This is a genomic window from Kitasatospora sp. NPDC003701, assembly GCF_053587085.1.
Map to the genome: position 1 here is coordinate 1 of NZ_JBSFNM010000153.1, position 3,700 is coordinate 3,700.

3 protein-coding genes, 1 tRNA gene and 1 pseudogene are annotated in these 3,700 nt (G+C 72.0%); 2 read left to right on the forward strand and 3 right to left on the reverse strand.

Annotated elements, in window-relative coordinates; genetic code table 11:
- Positions 1-160 (forward strand): annotated as a pseudogene (locus tag ACWDRR_RS44275) (acetyl-CoA C-acyltransferase); the annotation flags it as partial.
- 291 nt (positions 161-451) lie between these two features.
- Positions 452-1,417: a hypothetical protein gene (locus ACWDRR_RS44280; RefSeq protein ID WP_449778012.1), complete on the forward strand. Its 966-nt coding sequence runs from the start codon at positions 452-454 to the stop codon at positions 1,415-1,417.
- 129 nt (positions 1,418-1,546) lie between these two features.
- Here ACWDRR_RS44280 and ACWDRR_RS44285 read toward each other — a convergent pair whose 3' ends face one another.
- From ACWDRR_RS44285 to ACWDRR_RS44295, 3 genes are all read right to left on the reverse strand, one after another.
- Positions 1,547-1,960 carry a hypothetical protein gene (locus tag ACWDRR_RS44285; protein ID WP_449778013.1) on the reverse strand — a complete coding sequence of 138 codons (414 nt, stop codon included), beginning with the start codon at positions 1,958-1,960 and terminating at the stop codon, positions 1,547-1,549.
- Positions 1,961-2,040: 80 nt separating this feature from the next.
- Positions 2,041-2,967, reverse strand: a complete 927-nt coding sequence (locus ACWDRR_RS44290) for a Bax inhibitor-1/YccA family membrane protein (RefSeq protein WP_449778014.1) — start codon at positions 2,965-2,967, stop codon at positions 2,041-2,043.
- 142 nt (positions 2,968-3,109) lie between these two features.
- A tRNA-Leu gene (locus tag ACWDRR_RS44295) sits at positions 3,110-3,191 on the reverse strand.
- Positions 3,192-3,700 lie beyond the last annotated feature (509 nt).

Here is a 3,700-nt window from a genome sequence, read left to right on the forward strand (position 1 = left end):
CGGCGCCATCGCCGTCGGCCACCCCTTCGGCATGACCGGCGCCCGCATCACCACCACCCTGATCAACTCCCTCCAGTGGCACGACAAGCAGTTCGGTCTGGAGACCATGTGCGTCGGCGGCGGCCAGGGCATGGCGATGGTGATCGAGCGCCTCAGCTGACCCCGGGGCGTCAACCCCGAAGGGTCCAGACCACCCATTTGGAGTGACGCTGAGTAATTGAGGGCCGGATCACACCGAGAGGTCGATCCGGCCCTCTTTTCTTTCGAATCGGGCCCGGAAATCGACAGTGCGGAGCGGATCAACTCCGCAGCGTAGAACGGTGTTACCTAACAATTTGGGGACAAGAGCGAAAGTCCCGGACAAATTAGACATTCGCCACTGCGGTAACAGCCCCGTATGGGGCAGTGTGGAGAGGTAACCCCGTTCCACTCCTCCCTAGGAGTACGTTCCGTGAGCGCCGTCTACACCCTCCTCCTGCTGATACTGATCACCGTGTCGACCGCTGTGCTGGTCCACCTCCGCGGGCTCTCCCGCCGGCTGGACGCCCAGGCCGCGGCCGCCGCCGCACCCGCACCGGTCGACGAGGCCTCGATCCGCCGGGCCGTCGCCGAGGCGCTCGCCGCCGACCGCGAGCGGGAGATCACCGAGGCCCGCGCATTCTGGGCCGAGCAGGAGGCCCGCGCGGCCGAGGACGCGCCACTGTTCGACTCCCCCTTCGCCGGCGTGCTCGGCTCCACCGACGAGTGGCCGCTCTTCTTCCCCCGGCCGACCGGTCCGCAGGAGGCCGCCGACAACGCGGGCACCATGGACCCGGAGTTCGGCGAGGCGCTGCGCTCCGCCCTGGAGGACCTGATCAACGAGGGTGGCGTCGACCCGGTCGAACCCGGCTCCGAGGGCGGCGCCCCGCTGCGGCCCGGCCACCCGTCCGGCCACCCCTCCGGCGCCCCGCTCGGCGAGGGCGGCGGCGACGCCCGGGCCCGCCGCGAGGCCGACCTGCTGGCCACCGGCCTGGAGGCCGGGCTGCTGGACACCGAGCCCGCCGTCGAGGACGCGCCGATATCCGCCCCCGACCCGCGCCGCCACCCCTCGCACCCCGACTTCGTGCCCAGCCAGGCACCGTCCCGCGAGTGGACCGACACCCGGCTGACCACGCTCGCCGAGGAGGGTGTGGCCCTGATCGACGTCCGCCCCGGCCCGCTCGGCACGCTGGACGTGTACGCCTTCGCCGACGGCACCACGCTCTGCGTCGCCCCCGGCGACCGGGAGGCCGCGTACCGGCTGATCGACGCCGTCCGGGCCGGCGAGGACGTCCGGCTGCTCGGCGGCTCGCGGTTCTCCGGCTCGTACTCGCTGACCTTCTCCACCGACGAGGACGCCGTCTACGTGCTCGCCGACCGGGTGGTCGCCAGCATCTGACACCACCGGCCACGAGCCACCGACGCGAACGCGGACACGGCTGACCGCGGACCAGAAGGCCGACCGGATCAAGGGGTTACCGATTCGGTCGGCCTTCGGCGTTCCCCGCCGGCCGCCCCGCGGGGCTCCTCAGCCGCAGAGCACGGCCGTGGCGGCCACCTCGGCCAGTGCCCGGTCGAGCACCGCCGGGGCCGTCGCGGGCCCGCCCAGCGACTCCGGGAGCGGCACCTGCGCGTCCGCCGGCAGGGCGGCCAGGGCGGCCGCCAGGTCGTGCCCGGCGACGGCCAGCTGGTCGCCGGCCGCGAAGGCGCCGGCGTCCGGGAACTCCCGCGGCGACCCGCCGGGCCCGTCCGGCCCGTTCCCGCCGCCCGCCACCGCCTCGGCGGTCTGCGCCGCCGCCGCCAGCCGGCGGGCCAGCGCCAGCGCGGCGGCGGCCCGGGAGGCGTGGCCGGGCACGGCGCCCAGCAGCCGGCTCTGCGGCATCGAGCGGAAACGATCCGCCAGGGCTTCGACGGCTACGGCGAGGGAGGCTGCTTCAGGCATGGCGCGAGCCTAACGAAAGCCGCCGGGCCCCGGAGCGGAAGGCTCCGGGGCCCGGCGGCAGTGCGCGAGGGGCACGGCGATCAGTCGTCGCCGCGCAGGATCGCGATCAGTCGCAGCATCTCGATGTAGATCCAGACCAGCGACAGGGTGAGCCCGAAGGCGGCCCGCCAGGACTCCTTCTGCGGGGCGCCCTGCGCGATGGCCTGCTCGATGGCCGCGAAGTCCAGCGACAGGAAGAACGCGCCCAGGCCGATGCCGACCAGGCCCACCACGATGCCCAGCGGGCCGGAGCGCAGCCCCATCTCCGCACCGAACAACGAGGCGACCATGTTGATCATCAGCAGCAGCACGAAGCCCATGGCGATCGCGATGCCGATCCGCGTGTAGCGCGGGGTCACCCGGATCCGCCCGGTCTTGTAGGCGATCAGCATCGCCGCGAAGACCGCCGCGGTGCCCAGCACCGCCTGGATCGCGATGCCCGGCCAGATGGTGTTGAACACCTTGGTCACGGCGCCGAGCGCGAAGCCCTCGAGGCCCGCGTAGAGCAGGATCAGCGGCGGGCTGACGCTCCGCTTGAACGAGATCACCAGGCCGACCACGAAGGCGATCAGCGAGGCGCCGATGGCCAGGCCGAAGTTCCGGTCCGGCAGCAGGAACCAGGCCAGGCCGCCGGCGGCGACCAGGGTGAGCAACGTCATGGCGGTACGCGCGACGACGTCGTCGAGGGTCATCCGACCCGTCGCCAGCGGACCGGCGGACGGCGCGCGGTACATCTCGACCAGCTGGTCGTCGGTCAGCGGCGCCTGACCCTGCGGCTGCTGGGCGTAGGGGCTGCCCGCGTAGGGGTTGTTGCCGTACGGGTTGTTGCCGTACGGGTTGCTCTGGCCGTCGTGACCGGTGGCGTACGGACTCCCGGCCGGCGGGGTCTGCGTGGTGCCGAAACCCGCGTAGCCGGGCTCGCGGGTGAAGGACCCCTCCCGCGAGAAGACCGGGTTGCTGCTTCTCATTGCTCATTCCCTCCGTGGCGGCACTGCACCGCCCGCACCACAAGGGTAATGGGTTGGCAAAAGAATGGGGATACGCCGCGAGGAGGATCCGGTGAACGGCACCCGGCGGGGACGCCGGACGGCGTCCCCGCAAGTCGAGCGGTGCCCGGAGCCGGACTCGAACCGGCACGGCCTCACGGCCAAGCAGTTTTAAGCTGCCCGTGTCTGCGTTCCACCATCCGGGCCTTCTCTGCGGACCTGCCCTGCCGACGGCCGGAGGTGGTGCTCCGTCCCCGTGCGGGCCATCCCCGAGCCTAGTCGCCCGCCTCCCCCTTTCGCATGTTCCCAGCCAGGGAAGTTGTCATGTTTCCTTGCCATCTGACGAACAGTTCGTGATTTGGCCAGCCAAAGCGTGCTATCCGGCCACGGGGCCCCGGTAAGGGTCGACGTCATACCGGAGGATGAGGGCTTTATCCGGGCGTACGCCCAGCGGTGGTCAGGGCAACCGTCCGGCGGAGCGACGAGAAACCGTGATCACGTGGCCGAGCATGGAAATACGGCCGGAACCCTGCGGTGACCGGCCGTCCAACGACCCCTCGCGCCCTCCCGGCGCCGTCCCGCAGCCCGACTCACAAGGAGCGTCCCCGTGACCACGTCGACCGCAACCGCCGTCCGTACCGGCCGGGCGGCCGCCCGCGCCACCGGCCTCAACAAGGTCTACGGGGACGGGGAGACCCGCGTCGTCGCCCTCGAC